General features: G+C 56.5%; 14 protein-coding genes and 1 pseudogene. 7 read left to right on the plus strand and 8 right to left on the minus strand.

Annotated elements, in window-relative coordinates; genetic code table 11:
• Nucleotides 1–38: 38 nt before the first annotated feature.
• Nucleotides 39–2,375: a xanthine dehydrogenase molybdopterin binding subunit gene (xdhB, locus tag HPC62_RS05805; RefSeq protein WP_172354165.1), complete on the minus strand. Its 2,337-nt coding sequence runs from the start codon at nt 2,373–2,375 to the stop codon at nt 39–41.
• Entirely contained in the window at nt 2,372–3,787 is a 1,416-nt protein-coding gene (xdhA, locus tag HPC62_RS05810; RefSeq protein ID WP_172354166.1) for a xanthine dehydrogenase small subunit, read from the minus strand. The genes xdhB and xdhA overlap by 4 nt, the downstream gene beginning before the upstream one ends.
• 779 nt (nt 3,788–4,566) lie before the next feature.
• Here xdhA and HPC62_RS05815 point away from each other — a divergent pair.
• Nucleotides 4,567–5,241: a hypothetical protein gene (locus HPC62_RS05815; RefSeq protein ID WP_172354167.1), complete on the plus strand. Its 675-nt coding sequence runs from the start codon at nt 4,567–4,569 to the stop codon at nt 5,239–5,241.
• Nucleotides 5,238–5,594: a Lin0512 family protein gene (locus tag HPC62_RS05820; RefSeq protein ID WP_172354168.1), complete on the plus strand. Its 357-nt coding sequence runs from the start codon at nt 5,238–5,240 to the stop codon at nt 5,592–5,594. The genes HPC62_RS05815 and HPC62_RS05820 overlap by 4 nt, the downstream gene beginning before the upstream one ends.
• Before the next feature lie 64 nt (nt 5,595–5,658).
• Here the strand turns inward: HPC62_RS05820 and ypfJ are convergent, their stop codons facing one another.
• Both ypfJ and HPC62_RS05830 read right to left on the minus strand, forming a co-directional pair.
• Nucleotides 5,659–6,504, minus strand: a complete 846-nt coding sequence (ypfJ, locus tag HPC62_RS05825; RefSeq protein WP_172354169.1) for a KPN_02809 family neutral zinc metallopeptidase — start codon at nt 6,502–6,504, stop codon at nt 5,659–5,661.
• A gap of 288 nt (nt 6,505–6,792) precedes the next feature.
• Nucleotides 6,793–7,179, minus strand: a complete 387-nt coding sequence (locus HPC62_RS05830) for a hypothetical protein (RefSeq protein ID WP_172354170.1) — start codon at nt 7,177–7,179, stop codon at nt 6,793–6,795.
• Between the two features lie 310 nt (nt 7,180–7,489).
• Between HPC62_RS05830 and HPC62_RS05835 the strand changes: the two genes are divergently transcribed.
• The 3 genes from HPC62_RS05835 (at nt 7,490) to HPC62_RS05845 (ending at nt 10,148) form a co-directional block, all read left to right on the plus strand.
• Nucleotides 7,490–8,014, plus strand: coding sequence for a hypothetical protein (locus tag HPC62_RS05835; protein WP_172354171.1), 525 nt, complete (start codon nt 7,490–7,492; stop codon nt 8,012–8,014).
• A gap of 23 nt (nt 8,015–8,037) precedes the next feature.
• Nucleotides 8,038–9,057: a 16S rRNA (cytosine(1402)-N(4))-methyltransferase RsmH gene (gene rsmH, locus HPC62_RS05840; protein WP_172354172.1), complete on the plus strand. Its 1,020-nt coding sequence runs from the start codon at nt 8,038–8,040 to the stop codon at nt 9,055–9,057.
• 302 nt (nt 9,058–9,359) lie between these two features.
• A complete protein-coding gene (locus HPC62_RS05845) occupies nt 9,360–10,148 on the plus strand; it encodes a transporter substrate-binding domain-containing protein (RefSeq protein ID WP_172354173.1) in 789 nt (262 codons plus the stop codon).
• 453 nt (nt 10,149–10,601) lie between these two features.
• Here the strand turns inward: HPC62_RS05845 and petA are convergent, their stop codons facing one another.
• Both petA and petC read right to left on the minus strand, forming a co-directional pair.
• The gene (gene petA, locus HPC62_RS05850; protein WP_172354174.1) at nt 10,602–11,594 is read right to left on the minus strand and encodes a cytochrome f; all 993 of its coding nucleotides are present in this window, start codon (nt 11,592–11,594) and stop codon (nt 10,602–10,604) included.
• Between the two features lie 104 nt (nt 11,595–11,698).
• A complete protein-coding gene (gene petC, locus HPC62_RS05855; protein ID WP_172354175.1) occupies nt 11,699–12,241 on the minus strand; it encodes a cytochrome b6-f complex iron-sulfur subunit in 543 nt (180 codons plus the stop codon).
• Between the two features lie 344 nt (nt 12,242–12,585).
• Between petC and HPC62_RS05860 the strand changes: the two genes are divergently transcribed.
• Nucleotides 12,586–12,894 carry a DUF3067 family protein gene (locus HPC62_RS05860; RefSeq protein ID WP_172354176.1) on the plus strand — a complete coding sequence of 103 codons (309 nt, stop codon included), beginning with the start codon at nt 12,586–12,588 and terminating at the stop codon, nt 12,892–12,894.
• Nucleotides 12,895–12,930: 36 nt separating this feature from the next.
• Here HPC62_RS05860 and tatC read toward each other — a convergent pair whose 3' ends face one another.
• A complete protein-coding gene (gene tatC, locus HPC62_RS05865) occupies nt 12,931–13,752 on the minus strand; it encodes a twin-arginine translocase subunit TatC (protein WP_172354177.1) in 822 nt (273 codons plus the stop codon).
• Nucleotides 13,753–14,652: 900 nt separating this feature from the next.
• Nucleotides 14,653–15,525 (minus strand): annotated as a pseudogene (locus HPC62_RS05870) (S1 RNA-binding domain-containing protein); the annotation flags it as partial.
• Between the two features lie 421 nt (nt 15,526–15,946).
• On the opposite strand from HPC62_RS05870, the gene HPC62_RS05875 reads away from it, so the two are divergent.
• Nucleotides 15,947–16,732 (plus strand): FHA domain-containing protein, encoded by a 786-nt coding sequence (locus tag HPC62_RS05875; RefSeq protein ID WP_172354178.1) that lies wholly within the window; start codon nt 15,947–15,949, stop codon nt 16,730–16,732.
• The last annotated feature ends 37 nt before the right edge of the window (nt 16,733–16,769 follow it).

Below are 16,769 nucleotides of genomic sequence, written 5' to 3' on the forward strand. Positions count from 1 at the left end.
TCTCAGAATTTCGGTCGAAATTAAACCAGGATAAAACCCTAGACCGACGTAGACGACAGTGCAGCTTCTACCGCAGGGGTGGCGCTCCGAACCGCTTCGATCGCCCTCAACGTGGCTTCTGGCGTAGCGGGTGCGGCCAGTTCCACCACGGCGGCATTGCCAAAGGCGGCCACGGCTGCTCGAATTGCCTCGCGGACGGACATCGCCAGCATAAACGGCGGCTCACCCACCGCTTTGCTGCCGTAGATCGTGCCGTCCTGGCTGCCTCGCTCGATCAGATGCACCTGGAAATGTTCTGGGATTTCGCTGATGGTGGGAATTTTATAAGTGCTGGGGGCAAAGGTGCGGAGGCGGCCCTGCTCATCCCAGACCAGTTCTTCCATCGTCAGCCAGCCCATGCCCTGCACAAAGCCGCCCTCAATCTGCCCTTGATCCACCAGCGGATTCAGCGACTCGCCCACGTCATGCACAATATCCACCTGGCGTAATTTGAACGTGCCCGTGAAGCCGTCTACTTCCACCTCGCTCACCGCTGCGCCATAGGCAAAGTAATAGAAGGGGCGACCCGTCGCGGTCACCGGGTCCCAGTGGATCATCGGCGTGCGGTAGTATCCCGTGGCAGAGAGACTGATGCGATCGCCATAGGCCTGCTGCACTACCGCATCAAAGGACACCCGCGCTGTCGGGTAGGTGCGGCAATAGACCTCGTTATTTTCAAACACCATCTCCTCGGCCGCGTCAAAATCCAGCAGCCTGGCCGCCACCGGGGCCAGCCGCGACTTCAGGATTTCGCAGGCGTTTTTCACCGCTTGCCCGTTCAGGTCGGCTCCGCTAGAGGCGGCCGTGGCCGAGGTGTTGGGCACTTTGTCGGTGCTGGTGGGCATCATGCGGATGCGGTCGAGCGTCACCCCTAGCGCCCGCGTCGCCACCTGCTGCATCTTGGTGTGTAGGCCCTGCCCCATCTCCGTGCCGCCGTGGTTCAGTTGGATGCTGCCGTCAGTGTAGATATGCACCAGCGCTCCCGCCTGGTTATATTGCACCTTATTGAAGGAAATGCCAAACTTTACCGAGGTAATCGCCAGCCCCCGCTTTTTGTAGCGGTTTTGCTGATTAAACTCTGTAACAGCGGCGGCCCGTTCGGCAAAGTGGGCCCGCTCCTTCGCTTCATGCCAGACCCGGGCGATGCGGTTATCGACGATCACCTGGCCATAGTGGGTGGTGGTGCTGTCGCCTTCGCCGTGGTAGAAATTTCGCTCGCGCACCACATCCGGCGGCAGGTTCAAATGCCGCGCCACTCGATCTACCACGTCTTCGATCACCAGCATTCCCTGGGGCCCGCCAAAGCCGCGATAGGCAGTATTAGACACGCGATGAGTCTTCACGATCAGCCCGCGCACGAGCATATTGGGGATGTAGTAAGCGTTATCGACGTGCAGCATGGCCCGCATCAGCACCGGGGGCGACAGATCCAGGCTCCAGCCGCCCTCGGCATAGAGCGCCACATCCAGCGCCAGGATCTTGCCGTCGGGATCAAAACCGACCCTGTATTGCCCCAAAAAACCGTGGCGCTTGCCCGTCAGGATCATGTCATGGTGGCGCTCCAACTTCACGCGCACCGGGCGACCCGTCTTGTGCGCTGCGACGGCCGCTGCGGCCGCCATCGGGTTTGCCTGGGACTCCTTGCCGCCAAAGCCGCCGCCCATTCGTAGACAGGTACAGACGACGCGATTCACAGGAATCCCCAACACCCGCGCCACAATGGTTTGGGTTTCGCTGGGGTGCTGGGTGGACGAGTAAACTTGGTAGTTACCTTCAGGATCAGGAATGACCCAGCTTGTGTGGGTCTCCAGGTAGAAGTGATCCTGCCCGTTCATCTCCAGTTCGCCTTCGAGGGTGTGGGCGGCTGTGGCCATGGCCTGATCCACTTCGCCCCGGCGGATGAACTGCGGATCGTTGTGGTAGCTATGGGCGGCGACCGCCCCTTTAATCGTCAGCACCGCCTCCAGAGGTTCGTATTCCGCCGTGACCTGGGCCGCTCCCCGCCGCGCTGCGTCTTCCGTTTCGCCTACCACCCAGGCGATCGCCTGCCCCCAGTAGCTCACTTCATCGGTGGGAAACAGTGGCTCATCTTGACGAATCACGCCCGTATCGTTGGTTCCGGGCACATCCGCTGCCGTTAGCACTGTCACCACGCCCTCCACCTCCAGCGCCGGAGCCGTGTCGATGCTGAGAATCCTGGCATGGGCGTGGGGCGATAGAACCGGATAAATCGACAACATCCCACTCGGCATCCGCTGGTCATCGGTATACACCGCCTTGCCGCTAACGTGACCTTCGGCGCTCTCATGGCTCTTGCGTTGACCGACCATGCTCATACTTCTACCCCCGCCGCTGCTGCAAACTCCACAAAGAACTTTTCAAACAAATTGGCCACCAGCATCTTGCGATAGTCGGCGCTGCCCCGCAGATCCGTCAACGGGGTAAAAGCGCTGTAGAGCATAGGTTTGGCTTGTTGCACCGTGTCCATGCTCCAGGGTTTGCCTACCAGAAACTCTTCCACCGCCGTCGCCCGAATCGGGGTCGCCGCCACGCCGCCATAGCCCAGCCTCGCATGAACCACTCGCTTCTCACTGTCCAAATCCACCACGTAGGCCGCCGCCACAATGCTGATGTCGTCTGTACCGCGCTTACCGATTTTGTAAGATTGGCTGAGGCGCTGCGCTGCGCCCGGTGTAATGCCCTTAGGAATCCACACCGATTGAATCACTTCACCAGGTTGCAAGTCGGTTTGGCGATAGCCCTGGAAAAATCGCGACAGGGACATGACCCGCTCCCCCTCCAGACTCGCCAGCTTCAGCTCCGCATCCAGCGCCAGCAGCACGGGTGGCAAATCGCCAATGGGTGAGGCCGTACCAATATTTCCCCCCAGCGTGGCGCGGTTCCGCACCTGCCGTGCCGCAAACCAGTGAATCATCTCATCCATGCAGGGAAACACGCCGTGAAGCTGTGTCTCGATGTGGCTTAGGGGAATCGCCGCGCCAATTTCTACAAACTCGTCGGTTTGCACCAACGTCTTCAGTTCCGCCACCGCTTCTAGGGAAATCAGCACCGGAAACTCTCGCCGCTGAAGCTCTAGCCCCAGGTCGGTCGCGCCTGCCACCAGCGTTGCATCGGGATGGTCGCGCAGCAGTTCCAGCACCTCCCGAAGCCTCGTCGGGCGATAGAACTGTCCGTGTTCCGTGAAGCAGTAGGGCATCAGCTCGGCATCTGCCTCGGCCAGATACTCGCTGAAATGGTCGCAGGGCGTTTCGGCAGCCGCAGCCTGGGCCGCCCGGCGAATCGGCAAATAGCCCGTGCAGCGACAGAGATTGCCCTCCACCGCCACATCGTCCAGCTTGCCGTCGTAGTAGGCGGCGAACATGCTCATGATGAAACCCGGCGTGCAATAGCCACACTGGGAGCCACCCAGCTTCACCATTGCGTCTTGAACAGGGTGCAGCTTGCCGTTGGCCACGCCTTCCACCGTGATCACTTCGCGCCCCACCATCGACCCCAGCGGAATCAGGCAGCTATTTACCGCCTGGTAATGGGGCTTGCCATCTACGCCCACGCCGACCACGGCCACGGTGCAAGCTCCGCAGTCCCCATCGCCGCAGCCTTCCTTCGTGCCTACACGCCCAATGAGCCGGAGGAAATCCAGCAGCGTGGTGGTGAGGGGAACGTCTTTGATACGAACGCGATCGCCATTGATAGTAATCGCTAGTTGGGTTTCGAGTTGCTGTGTCACAGGAGCGTCAGGAGTAGCGTCTGAGGGATGGCGTTTGATGGATATCTGGATGGATATCTCTAGATGGATATCTCTAGATGGATATCTAACGGTTTATTGAATAAGTAGATGAATCCGGATCTCGCTTAGGGACAAAAGATTAGGGTGATTCTATGACGGGAACCTGGGCGATCGCCCAAAGCTTCCAAAATTTTGCAGAATGCGCCTCTTCAAAGATCTGCTTAAAAAGAGCGGCTTAAAAAGCTACTTAACACCCTAGTCAGGGCTTTGTGCCGACTAACGTAAAATCATCTAGCCTAGAACTAACGCAAATCCAGCAGCGAGATTGTGCAACCCGATACATCCCCGGTTCTACTGCTTGTTTCACCGTCCTTTCCCCGCCACGACACTGTTCACGACATTGTTTTAGGACTTATGCAGTTGGACAATTTCTCACAGGCGCAGCCCACGAGAAATTGTCCAAAATCCAGAAAGCTTATCGCAAGTGCGTAAGTTTTGTGTTTATGGCGTTTATGGCAAAGGATTCGGCTCTCTCCCTCTAGGAGTTGGGTTTTCCTCTATCGGCAGATAGAGTATCCGCGATCTCACAACGCAGTATGCTTTCCTTTGCTGGAAACTAGACCTGGAAACTAGAAGCAGTCGAAACTGGAACTGATCATTTCAGTGGATTGATCAATCAACTGAATCAATCGACTGAATCAATCGTTAAGATTCAGCTCCTCAAAACGACTGATTTTCTACCCCCAATTCCCTGCGCTCTATCCCTCAATCCCAAACTCATGTTTAATCTGCAAACCGAGCAGCCCGTCCATGCCAGCTTGGTTGTTGAACATACTGTGCCACGCGGCAAAGGCATTGCTTTTCGCCGATGGCACGCCAAACTCACCCGCACGGCCTGGCGTTTCAAGGGCTATATCCGCACCGACCTGCTGCCGCCTGTCAAAGGCAAAAGCCAGCTCAAGTGGTATTCCATCGTTCACTTTGACTCGCCAGAGAATCTCAACGCCTGGCTGAAGTCGAAAGACCGGGAAGCCGTGATCAATGCCGAAGATCATCCCGTTGAGTCCTACCAGTTCAAGTCCTTCACCACCGGGCTAGAGGGCTGGTTTTCGCCCAAAATCGGCGGTGAGCAACTGGGATTGGGGCCGCCCGCCTGGAAGCAAAACCTAGCAGTCGTGCTGGGGCTATATCCGACGCTAATGATTCAGTCGGTGCTGCTGGGCGCATTGGGCTTTATGAAAAACCTGCCCCACCCCAGCGCCATGCTGCTCGACAATTTCATTTCCTGCTCCATCCTGACCTGGCTGGTGATGCCGTGGGTCACACGCACGCTGTCCTTTTGGTTGCAACCCGCCGCCCAGCCGCTACCCCAAAAACTCAACGCGCTGGGAACGATTGCGGTGATCGGGGTGCTGGGTGGGCTGCTGATGCTGTTTAGCGAGTTGCGGATATGACCCACAAACGCTTCATCATCGAAATGGGCATGGGCATTGACCAGCATGGACAAGACCCTACGGTTGCCGCAGCGCGGGCTGTGCGAAATGCGATCGCCCACAATGCCCTTCCCGGCATCTGGGAAGTCGCCGGCCTCAACCACCCCGATGAAATGCTCGTCGAAGTGCAAGTCGGCGTGCCCTATCCAGAGCTAGTGCGGCAGGCAGAAGTGCTGGCAGTGCTTCCCTTCGGGCAAAAACGCCTGATCGTGGAATCTGGCGGCATGGTGGTTCAGGGACGAGCCATCCCGGAACTAGACGACAAAAACGACGAAATGCTAATTGCCGTGGCCGCCGTCACCGTTTGGGTATAGCTCCTGAAGACCCAGCCGAAGCAATCCAAAGTCGGGCTGACACGCTTTATCTCATCCCCAAACCTTAAAGCGTCGTCGCCTCAAACGTATTGCACTGATTCACGTCGCCCGTCTTGATTCCCTGGGTAAACCAGCGGACGCGCTGTGCTGAGGTGCCATGGGTGAAGGAATCGGGAACAGCATAGCCCTGGGCTTGCTTCTGGAGGCGATCGTCACCAATGGCAGCAGCAGCATTGAGCGCTTCTTCCACATCGCCCTTCTCCAAGATCTGCTGAGCCTGGTGGGTGCGATTTGCCCATACGCCTGCGAAACAATCCGCCTGAAGCTCCAGCCGAACCGAAAGCTGATTGGCCTGGGTTTTGCTGACGCGACGCTGCATCGACTGCACCTGGTCGGAAATCCCCAGCAGGTTTTGTACATGGTGCCCGACCTCATGGGCAATCACATAGGCGTAGGCAAAGTCGCCCCCTGCCCCCAGCCGACGCTGCATGTCGTTATAAAAGCTCATGTCCAAGTAGACTTTTTGATCCAGCGGGCAGTAGAAGGGGCCCATTGAGGCTTGTGCCGTGCCGCAGCCCGAATTTACAACACCCGAAAACAGCACCAGCTTTGGCTCAACGTACTTTGAGCCTTTTTCGCGGAAGATCTGCGACCAGGTATCTTCGGTATAGCCCAAAACCGTCGAAACGAAGGCAGCCGCCTGGTCGTCTTGGGGAGGGGCCGGAGCGACTTGGGCGGGGCTGTCGTATACGGGAGACTGGTTCAGCACCATTGACGGGTCGCCCCCCAGCAGCGCCACCAGCAGCGCCAACAGCAAAGCCCCCAGCCCGCCGCCAACCACGCCGCGAGAGGGTCTCATTCCACGCCGATCTTCTATATTGGTGCTTCGCCGACCAAACTCCCAGCGCATAGTGGGCCTCCTGCTCTCCAGTTTGTCTTGGAAATACTAATGCCTTATGTAGTTAGGACCTACGCACTTGCGATTAATTTTTCTGAGTTTTGTACGGTTTCTCACGGGTGCAGCCCGCGAGAAATCGTACAACTGCGTAAGCCCTAGTAGTTTTACTTAGAGTAGCATCCAGGGCTAGGATTTTCCGGTTTGCCACGGTACAAGAGTTGCGAAATCTTTTCCGAGAGGTTTTACTGCTTTATCCACGCTTTTGCTGATTTATTCGGCTTTAAGCATTTTTATGCGCTCTTAATGATCGGCAGGGCGATCGCCCCCAGCATCAACCAGCCCCGGCCCAAAGATCGGCGCGGGGTCCAGTCCGGTAATGTGGTGAAACTGCTGGGGCGTGAGGGTGCTGAGTAGTGGCTCTGTCTCGCGTTGGGCTTCCCACTGGCGGAGGCGATCGCGCACTTGGCTGATAAATGGCAGTCCTTTGGGTAGGGGCACAGCGGCCCAGCAATCCACCAGCGTTTCCACTAGCGCCAGTTCGATCAGCGGCGGCGGATAGCGGCGAAACAAAGCGTCCAGGCTAGTATAAACGTCTTGAGCCTCTTCGCTATCGAGCGCGTAGAGCTTGATGATGTGTTTCACACGCTGCTGGTTGACCTGTTCCAGAAGTTGTTCCAAAGGTTGCATGGGAGATGGATTCAATGGGCGAGGGTAGCAAATCAGCACGAAGGGGCAAGGAACCGGGGCACGGCATTTTCAGCGAGGTTCAGATTCAGAGAGATTCACAAAGATTCAGAGAGGCTTCGATGCAGCCCCCAACCTGGAAGTAGGCAGATCTGGAAAGTTCTAGCGCGTTTTGGGGCAGTTGGCACAGGTTCTTGGCAACTTCTTTTTAGATGTTCATGAAATAAAACAGTTGGCGCAGCGGGCGGACGGAAGTTGTCGTAGAATTGGGGCGTTTGACGCATTCTCCACGGTCTCTTTCACGGGTTTTGTTATGCCACATTCTGCACTGCGATCGCCCCTTGCTCGTGTGTCTGCCCTGGTGCTGACGACGGCGGGATTACTTGTCCTGGGGTTGCCCACATCATCCGCGCTGGCCAGCTATCGCTATCGTCGCGTCAGAACGTCCGACTATGACGAATGTACTGCGGATTTGATCGGTCGGGGAGCAGCGGAGGCAGTTGCAGCGACGGCCTGCGCCAGCGCGTTTCACCCGCGAGAAGTGTCGCGCTGCGTGGCGGGCATTGGCGGTGGCGAGACGTTGGTGGTCAGCGATGTGCTAAGTGCTTGCCGCAGCGTGCGTCGTCCCGAAGACCTGGCACAATGTTTCAACCAAATCGTGGGAGATGATGAGACAGCCAACCTGTCGAGCGTGTTGAGCCACTGTCGCCGCAGCCTGCTGCCTAACGAGTTTGCTAACTGCGTGGTGGGCATCAAAAACGGCAGCACCCTGACTACCGACCGGGCCCTGGCCACCTGCATCGACGCAGTAGACACGCCGGGGCGTGTGGTGCAGTGAGTCATTGGATGGAGGGTGAATAGATGGCTACTGGCCCACCGCCAGATGAGGCGGACGGGGAGGGTTTGCACAGCGATTCCCTAGCGGCAGACCGTTTAGCCCCAGACCCGACTAGCGGGGCGATCGCCCCTACACACATCACGTCTGAACCCGCCTTTCACCACATTCCCGTGCTGGGCGCGGAGGTGCTGGCGGGGTTGGCAGTCAAACCTGGCGGACGCTATCTGGACGCAACGGCCGGCGGCGGCGGCCACAGTCGGCTGATCCTTGAAGCAGCGCCGGACACGCAGCTTGTGGCCCTGGATCAAGACGAGCAGGCGATCGCCGCGATTCGGGCTAACCTGGCAGAATTTGGCGATCGCGTCTCGGTTTGTCACACCAACTTTGCGGCTTACAATCCGGGCGCGATCAGATTCGACGGCATTCTGGCGGATCTGGGCGTGAGTTCGGTACAGTTTGACCAGGGCGATCGCGGCTTTAGCTTTCGCCATGCGGCCCCGTTGGACATGCGGATGAACCGCCATCAGCCCCTCACTGCCGCCGACATCATTAACACCTGGGATGAAGTTGAGCTAGCCAACCTGTTTTACCGCTACGGCGAGGAGCGGCTGTCGCGCCGGATTGCCTGCCGTATTGTGGAACAGCGACCGTTTGAGACGACGACAGAACTGGCAGAGGCGATCGCCCGCAGCGTTCCCCCCGCCTATCGACACGGGCGCATTCATCCTGCCACTCGCGTCTTCCAGTCCCTCCGCATCGCCGTCAACGACGAACTCAACGTTTTAGAAGCATTTCTCAATAGGTCGCCCGCCTGGCTAATGCCGACTGGAAGATTAGTCGTCATCAGTTTCCACAGTCTGGAAGATCGGCTAGTCAAACACACTTTTAGAGCCGTACCCGCCCTGCGCGTCATCACCAAAAAGCCAGTCCAGCCGACCGATGCAGAGCTATCCGCCAATCCCCGCGCCCGCTCAGCCAAACTGCGGGTGGCAGAGCGAATTGCAGAAACAGCGCCAGAATTGCCGCCAAAACTCAACCGCTAAAACACCCAGAAAGCAGCTTTTAGGGGGCGCAAGCTCCACAACCTTGAATTTAAGTGGCACAATAGCTAACTGGCCAGCCTAATTGCAGGCAAGGCAATTCGGTTTGGTATTTCGAGATACCGACCCAACTCGGAAAATGCCACTATACCTGAATCGTCGTAAAAACAGTTTATCTCTCAAGCTCAAAAACGGTTGTGTAGCAGGCATTACGCGAGCAGTGAAAAGATTACGAGTTTTAGACTGCAACTTTTAGACTGCAACGTTTGCACGGGTTGGTTTTAGTTCTTCTAGAGACTTTGATTATGAAGCGACTCAAGTTCTTGTTCACGGCCTTTTTGACGGCCCTGTTGACGATTACACTGGTGACTGCTTGTAACTCCAGCGCCCCCACAGCGGGCGGCGACGCTGGCAGAACATTGACCATGGCTACCTCTGCCGACTATCCCCCCTATGAGTTTATCGACACGTCGAGCGGCAGCCAGGAAATCGTTGGCTTTGATGTCGATATCGCCAAATACATCACCAGCAAGCTGGGTTATGGACTCAAGATTGACAACATTGACTTCAATGCGCTGATTCCAACTCTGCAATCTAAGCGGGCTGATTTTGTGATGGCGGGCATGACCCCGACGGAAGAGCGGAAGCAAAACGTCGATTTTTCCCAGATTTATTATGAAGCCAAGAATGCGATTGTGTCGAAATCTGGCTCAGGTCTGACGAGTGCTGCAAGTCTGAGCGGCAAGACCCTGGGCGTGCAGTTGGGTTCGATTCAAGAGCAAGCCGCCAAGGAGTTTCAGGGCGCAAACGTCAAGGCGTTGAACCGAATCAATGAGATGATTCAGGAGCTAAAGGCTGGACGGATTGATGCCATTTTGATGGAAGACACGGTTGCCAAAGGCTACATGGCCGCCAACCCCGACCTGGAAATGAATGTCCTCCCCAACGAGGGAGAAGCGGGTTCGGCGATCGCCTTCCCCAAAGGGTCTGAACTGCTTGGCCAGTTTGACCCCGTCATTTCCGAGATGAAATCCAACGGCGAGTTGGAAAAGCTGATTGTGAAGTGGTTTGGGAGCGACACGCCTGCTTCCTAATCGCCTTGGGTAATACTCCGTTAAGGCATACCCCATGCTGAATTCCTCCATCTTGGGTGTTCGCAGATGGGCTGAAATTCAAAAAGCCAGAGAGAATCAAGTCTCTCTGGCTCTTTTGATCTGGCTCTTTTGGTGTAGATAAAGTCGAATAGCGGATAGGCTTACAACGCTTACGCCTTCTCTAATAGACCTCTTGCATAAATGCTTTTCTGAGAGCGTGAATCGTTGGGCGGCACCGCTGCCCAACGATTCACGCAAGAGGTCTAATATAAGAACATAAGAAGCGGAGGAATTGGCTTGGAGGTTCTGCCCTGCACTGGAAAGAGCTTGAAGCCTTCGGCGCACCCCAAAAGGCAAAGGGCAGATTGCAAGTTGCACATTGCATTTAGTGCCCAAAAAAGGGCGCTCCAATGGAACACCCTTGTAGCTATCAACCTGTGATGAACACAGCCTTTAGAAGGTCATTTCAGCAGCCTGGACGCGCTCGACCTGCTTCTTCTTCAGCACCAGCAGGATTTGAGTCAGCGTAATGGCCGCTAGGAATGCAATCAGACCTTTAATGCGGTTCGGGCTTTGCAACACGATTTCGGTGTCCTTCTGACCAAAACCGCCGACGTTGGGGTTGTTGGTCAGTGCAGCACCACTGGCGACTTCTTCGCCTTCAGAAACGATTAGCTCTGGGCCAGCAGGAATCTTGTCCACCACGGTCGTACCGTCTTGGGTGCGAATCTTGACTTCGGCGCTGCCGTCGTCCGCTTTGGCGATCGCCGTAATCACGCCCGCCGCTGAGGCATTATAAACGGCGTTGTTGCTCTTTTCACCCGTGGGATAGACTTGTCCCCGCCCCCGGTTTGCGCCCAGGTGAACCGAGTATTTGCCAAAGGCAACGCTCTTGTTCGTGGCGGGGTCAGGCGACAGCACCGGGAAAACGATTTCCTCATACTGGTCGCCCGGTAGCGGCCCCACCAGCACGATATTTTGTTTGTCATCGGCGTAGGGCTGGAACAGGTAGCTAGGGCCGACCTCTTCCTTCATTTCTTCAGGAATACGGTCTTCCGGCGCAATGGTGAAGCCCTCCGGCAGTATTAGCACTGCCCCCACATTCAGCGGCCCCTTAGAACCGTCCGCCTGTACCTGCTGCACCGAATGGTCGTAGGGAATTTTCACCACGGCCTTAAACACAGAATCCGGCAGCACAGCCTGGGGCACCTCGATTTCGGCGGGTTTGGCGGCCAGGTGGCAGTTGGCACAGACGATGCGACCCGTGGCTTCGCGAGGATTGGCGTAGTTTTGCTGTGCCCAGAAGGGGTAGGCAGCAGCGGACTGAGGCAGCAGGGCATCGCTCGACACCAGCGCCGCTAGCGTCAGCACCGCCACCATCAGCCCCCGAACCAGAGCGGTTATACTCCGGCGACGAGAGGGAAATGAGCAAACCTTGAAGTTCATTTTTAGAGTGCGTGTTCGGTTTAGAAAAAGGTTCGGCAGAAATGGGCGATCGCCCAACGTTAAACCCAAAAATGGGGCAGGTCAGAACTAGGCAGGGCAACTCCCTAAGTCCACCAAGGCGCATCGCCCGTGCGGAAGTCGGTTTCCGTCCAGGGGGTCATGGCAATCTTGCCGTCTTCGGTGATCTCGGTATGCACCAGCGCTAGCGACAGCGGAGCCGGCCCGCGCACCACCTTACCCGTCGCGTCATATTGAGAGCCGTGGCAGGGGCAAATAAATTTATTTTCGCTGGCATTCCAGGGAACAACGCAGCCCAGGTGGGTACAAACCGCGTTGATGCCGTAGCTGGCGATCGCCCCAGCGTCTTCTACCACCAAATAGGTCGGGTCGCCCTTTAGCCCTTGCGCCAGCACGCGCTCGCCCACAGCATGGGTAGCCAAAAAGTCTTTCAACACCACATCGTTGCCCAGGGCATCTTTGGCCGTCACGCCGCCGCCTGCACCGCCACTGGAGGGGGGAATAAAGTACCGCACGACGGGATACAACATGCCCAGCACCGTGCCCGTGGCTGCCCCAAAAGTAAGAAGATTCATAAACTGCCGCCGGCCCAAATCGGGCACATCAGGCGTTCCAGAAGCTTGAGTCATGATTATGAACGGTGAGTTTAGAGAAGTAACGTTGGGTAAAACCCTGTCCGGTGCAAGGCCTCCATCCTTGGCAGCAGTCCTTGTTCGGCAATGGTTTACAGTTTTCTATGAAGTATTCTATAGCGCTGACCGCACCAGAAACCGCAGATAGCCCCTCTGAACAGCGGTATCGTAACGAAACGTAAAACTTCAGATCTCCTAAAATAAATCGAGCAGCCCAACCTGATAGCCCAACCCGACAGCCCAACCTGATAGCCCAACCTGATAGCCCAGCCTGATAGCCCAACCTGATAGCCCAACCTGAGCTGACCCCTGACTTCTTAAACCCTAATCCCTTAGCCCCTATGACTGGCGAGGAACTGCATCAGCTATTACTGACCAAATGGAGCCGCTCCTTCGACGTGCAGCTACGGAAGGTGCAGGGAAAGGTGTTGTTTCAAGTGATGTGGAAATATTTGGAGCAGGTGTCGTTTCCCATGACGGAAGACGAATACCTGGAGCATCTCAACGATGTCGCCAGTTATCTCACCGCGCTGGGCAGCGCTGAGCGAGTCCAGCAGTTCATTGAGCAGACCACAGAGAAGCCGCGCCTGGGAAAGGCAGTCAGCTATCCCATCGACCTGGGCGATCGCGCTTCGGAGTGGATGGTCTGACGGTCAAAAACTATCTTTGGAGCATGAACCCGGCCGCTATCGGCCCAGCAGCTTCACCATGCCCGTGCCGCCAAAGTAAAGCCCTAGCACTGCGCCCGCCAGTAAGCTCTGCGTCACCGGATCGGTAGAAGGCGTGAGGACTGCGCCCAGCACCGCGCCGCCCAGCACCACATACCGCCAGCCCGACAGCATTTGCCCAGAGGTGACGAGTCCCAAAAGCCCCAGGAGGACTTGAATGACTGGAATCTGGAATGCCAGCCCAGTGCTAAACAAGAGCAGCAGCACGAACTCAAAGTAGCGGTCGATGGACCAAAGCTGTTCCACAACGTCCGCGCCATAGCTAATAAAAAAGTTTAGGGCTGCGGGAATCAGCGCCACATAGGCAAACACCAGCCCGCCGACGAATAGGAAACTGGAGCCAAGAACGATGGGGCCAATGATACGTCGCTCTTTGCGAGTCAGCCCCGGCAGCACGAATTGAATAATCTGGTACAGCACAAACGGGCTGGCAACCAGCAAGCCGCTGTAGCCTGCGACTTTCAGCGACACGAAGAAGTATTCCCCTGGCGAAAGCTGAAGAAACTTCACCCCCTGCGCGGGCACTTCCAAAAGCTGCACGATGGGATTGACAAAGAAGAAGCAGATGATGACACCCACCACGGTTGCGATGAGGGCATAGAAAATCCGCATCCGCAGTTCTTCCAAATGGTCGAACAGGGACATTTCTACATCCAGATCAGCAACGTCATCCGTCTGCACATCCACAGCGGGCGATCGCCCAGGGTTAGCGGCGGTGTTCAGTCCATTCTGGGTGGCTCCGTTCTGGGTGGCGAGGTCGGTTTCCGTCGGGGCAGTCATGGGCAAGCTTTGCGGCAACGGGATAGAGCAGTCGTGTAGTCAATACTAGCCTAGCGCCTGTTTAAGCTGCGTTGCGGAATTGTCTGTCGGGAAATTTCTCCGGAAAATTTCTCTGGAAAATTTCTCTGGGAAATTTCCCAGAAGGGTAGTCTGTAGACAAGAGTCGGGTCAGCGGGATCGGGCAAGTGCTTTAAGGAATATTCACCTTTAGGTAGCAGATCCGCCACAGACGATGCCTCAGCCAGGAAAATTGACCCGCGGGGTTCTCAAAAATCAACATTTTTGAGTCTCTTTTTATACCAAAAAATATTCATCTGGTTGTAAACACGCACTCTGTGCTTGGCGGCGATCGCCCCCCTCCGGCAACACACCCCAGAATTCCACGCACATCCCGATTCACGCGAACTGGGCTGAACGCGCTCTCAAAAAAGCAAATCCGTTGATTTATGGAAAAAGGACAAACGCGCTCTGCCGTAGTCTAGCGGAATGTGCGATCGCCCGGGGGCAAAAACATAGTTTCCGTAAAAAGCCTGGACGATGTGATGACTTATACCCAGGCTTGAGCCACACTGAATCTAGGTTCACTGACTGGTCACAACAACAGAACGGCAACGGGGCTGGCAAGCGCGAGAATAAGAATCGCCTGCTGGCCCCGTTCCGCTTCGAGTTTAGCCCGCGTTTCAGAAGTCATAGGGGCGATCGCCCGCAAAACCCCGCCCCAAGTTATTCAGCGGCTTCGTCTGTGGCTGAGTCGTCCGATGCAGCAGGTTCGTCCAGGGCTTCTGGGGCTTCTGGGGCCTCTACATCTCCTACCGCTTCTTCAGCCAGCTCGACGCTGCTTTCTGCATCTGTCTCTGCATTTCTCTCCACATCTTTAGGGGCGATCGCGCTGGCTGCCGACTGCTGAAGCTTTTGGGCACGAGCCTCGGCCTCGGCCATCACCGCCGCCATGTTTTCCAGCATCTCACCGGGATAGTTTTCCAGCGGCTTGGTAGACAGCGAAATCCGCCGCTTGACTTCATCCACCTCATTCACGAGCGCCCGGACGGGCTGCCCTAGCTGAAACAGGTCGCCAAGGGACGAGATGTAGTTCTTGCTGATCTGATTGATGTGGAGCAGCCCCGTCGCGCCGTCAAAATCCACAAACACGCCAAAGGGCTTGATACCCGACACCTTACCGCTGATCAGTTGACCTTCCACGATTTGGCTAAAGCTGGCAGCTTGCGCGGCTAGCCGCTGCGACAGCACCAGTTTCTTGGTGGTGGGATTCACCTCGATAAAGGCCACCGTCATAGACTTGCCAATCAGAGACTCCAGGTTCTCTCGCTCGCTCAGGTGCGATCGCGGAATAAAGCCCCGCAGCCCCATTGCATCCACCGTCACGCCGCCTTTGTTAAACCCGTTCACCCGCACCTGGATCGTTTTGTTTTCCTCCTGCATTTCGGCGAACTGGCTCCAGATCTGGCGCAGTTCAAGTTGACGCAGCGATAGCGTCACCTGGCCATCAGCATCCTGCTCCCGCACAATGAGAAACTCGCGCTCCTCTTGCAGCGGCAGCACTTCTGACACGTTGCTGATGCGCCGCAAAGACGCTTCCTCTAGCGGCAAAAACGCAGCGGACTTGCCGCCAATATCGACATAGGCTCCGTCCGATTCATAGCTGTAGGCCTTGCCCCGCACGATTTGTCCCTTCTGAAACGCATAGTCGTGCTGTTCTAGGGCTTTGGCAAAGTCATCACTGGAAAACGACAAACGACTGACCTCCTCAAGCAGGTATCTAGAGAACCCGCCGCTCTTGGGCTGCCCTGAGCGTAGCTTGGCTCAGGTCTGGCGGATTTTTGAAGTAGGCAATTGGCTTCAATTGAGCTTTTTTAATATAAGCGATTCTTTGGTTAATCAGCATCGTTAGCCAGGGGTGAAACGGTTGGGCGACGAGTTTGGGCTGCTACCGAGGCAGAACATTTCCAGAAATAGGCGGGAAATGCACCAGTGCGCTTGTAGAGTCATTAATGGGGCAAGCTATTTGTAGGCTGATTGCAGGCTGAAATGACACGCTGAAATTGCACGCTGAAATTGCAGGCCGAACCGTGCTAGGTTAAGCCTCTTCCTGGCTCAGACGTGCCCAGCCTGCCTCGCGCAGATGCCCTGTTCATTCACTGGAGCTAAGACCCACGGTAAGGGGAGCGGTCTATTTATGATTGTTTGTCCGAATTGCAACCATCAAAATCCCGATGGCGCAGTGCAGTGTGAAGCCTGCTACACGCCGCTGCCCACCATGATGAGCTGTCCCAACTGTGGGGCTTCGGTTCAGTCCGATGCCAGCTTTTGTGGACAGTGTGGGTTTAACCTGCGGGCGGCGGCGGCAGAGGGGACAGAGGTGTCCACACCAACGGTCGCGCCTGATTTTGCAATTCCCGATTTGCCAGCAGTAGAACCCTTGGTTCCACCCGATCCATTGCCAATCACGCCGCCGATTGCAGCAACACCGGACTCGTTTGCAACTTCGGGCGTTTCACCCGTTTCTGAACTTCCGCCACCGCCGCCACCACCTGTCACGCCGCCCGTTGCGCCGCCATCGCCTGTCATGCCGCCCGTCGCAGTGCCGCCAGTAGCTAGTCCGACCGCTTCCTTGGGGCCGACCCAACTCCAGACGCAGCGAGCCAGCTTGCTGCACGTGCAGACCAATCAGGTTGTAGAGCTACCCCAAGCGCTACCTGTCGTTCACATTGGCAAGCCCAACGACCGAATTCCGCCGGATATTGACGTGTCTGGTTTTCCCAGTTCAGAAATTGTGTCGCGGGTTCACGCTGATATCCGGGTGGAGGGCGATGCCTATTACCTGGAAGATGTGGGCAGTTCCAATGGAACCTACGTGAACAACATGCCGCTGCCGATGGGCAACCGCCACCGCCTGCGGCCGGGCGATCGCATCTCGCTGGGCAAGGGCGATCGCATGACGTTCCTGTTCCAGCTTTCCTGAGCGGGCAATGACTTTGCTCATGCATTTGCTGCCCATG

The organism is Thermoleptolyngbya sichuanensis A183, assembly GCF_013177315.1.
GTDB classification, from domain to species: domain Bacteria; phylum Cyanobacteriota; class Cyanobacteriia; order Elainellales; family Elainellaceae; genus Thermoleptolyngbya; species Thermoleptolyngbya sichuanensis.